The sequence below is a fragment of the Oleiphilus sp. HI0125 genome, from assembly GCF_001635355.1.
Genome location: NZ_LWGF01000902.1, coordinates 1 through 1,278, shown reverse-complemented (window position 1 = coordinate 1,278; position 1,278 = coordinate 1). Strand labels below are relative to the sequence as shown.

2 protein-coding genes are annotated in these 1,278 nt (G+C 43.1%); both read left to right on the top strand.

Features of this window, described 5'->3' with window-relative positions:
- Nucleotides 1-993, top strand: a 993-nt coding sequence (locus A3762_RS15665) for an LUD domain-containing protein (RefSeq protein WP_156493499.1), incomplete at its 5' end; no start/stop codon positions are given.
- Nucleotides 980-1,278, top strand: a 299-nt coding sequence (locus A3762_RS15660; RefSeq protein WP_156493498.1) for a hypothetical protein, incomplete at its 3' end; no start/stop codon positions are given. The genes A3762_RS15665 and A3762_RS15660, both read left to right, overlap by 14 nt.

Below are 1,278 nucleotides of genomic sequence, written 5' to 3'. Positions count from 1 at the left end.
GAATACATTGTTCAACTTGATCATGAAAAGTCATCTCATATCATCATGCCCGCCATCCATAAGACAAAAGAGCAAATAGCCCAACTCTTCGCAGATAAGCTTAATGAGGATTTTGGTAAACCTCCAAAAGACGCCACTGTAGATGAACTTATTGGCGTTGGGAGAAAAGTACTCCGACAAAAATTCATGCAGGCCGACATGGGTATTAGCGGGGTTAATTTTGCGATAGCAGAGACCGGAACACTTTGCTTGGTAGCAAATGAAGGAAATGGTCGCATATCGACCGGCGCACCAGATATTCACGTTGCGTTAATGGGACTTGAAAAAGTTATTCCTTCATTCGCAGAACTGCCAACCTTGCTCAAATTACTGACTCGTTCAGCAACGGGTCAGATTATGACAACCTACCTCAACATGATCAGTTCACCACGCAAAGATCAAGAGCTAGACGGTCCGTCACAATTTCATCTCGTAATTATTGATAACAAGCGCAGCGCTATGTACCAAGATGATGTACTTCAGGAAACGCTCACCTGTATACGATGTGGCGCATGCATGAATCATTGTCCCGTATACACAAGAATCGGTGGCCACGCATATGGAAGCACTTATCCAGGTCCAATCGGACAAATCGTCACTCCACAAATAGAAGGAATAGAACACGCGGGAGATCTTCTTGATGCATGTTCTTTAAACGGAGCTTGCGGTGAAGCTTGCCCTGTTAGCATAGACTTACCTGTACTCATCAGAGAGCTCAGGAACAAGCAGACTTCTCTCAAACCTCCACATCGAGTGATATGGAATATATGGCGCCAATTTTATCGTTCGACGAAACGACACGCGCTACTCTCTAAATTCGTTAGTTTGTGTTCACGCTTACCAATGCCAACACCGAAAGCTTGGAGCAACACGCGCACCTTTCCCAAACCCGCCCCCGAGAGCTTCTCGACACTTATAAAAAAACAAAAAGAGAATGAGCGTGAATCAGAGTAAAGCAAATTTCTTAAATCGCTTACGCGTATCGCAACAAATGATCGAAAGTACTGAAAGCGAAACTGAAAAGAAATCAGCCATAAATAACGCTTCCGGTAAGGAAGTACTCACAAGATTGTTAGAAAATAACCGTGCTATTCTCATAGAGACTGATTACAAAGAGCTTGCTCAAAACATCAACACGCAGATAAAACAGTTACAGCCTGTCCAATACATTGTGAGCGAACATCCACGACTAAAAGAATTGCTTGGAAATGAGCTTACGGAATCAAATCAATGTAAATT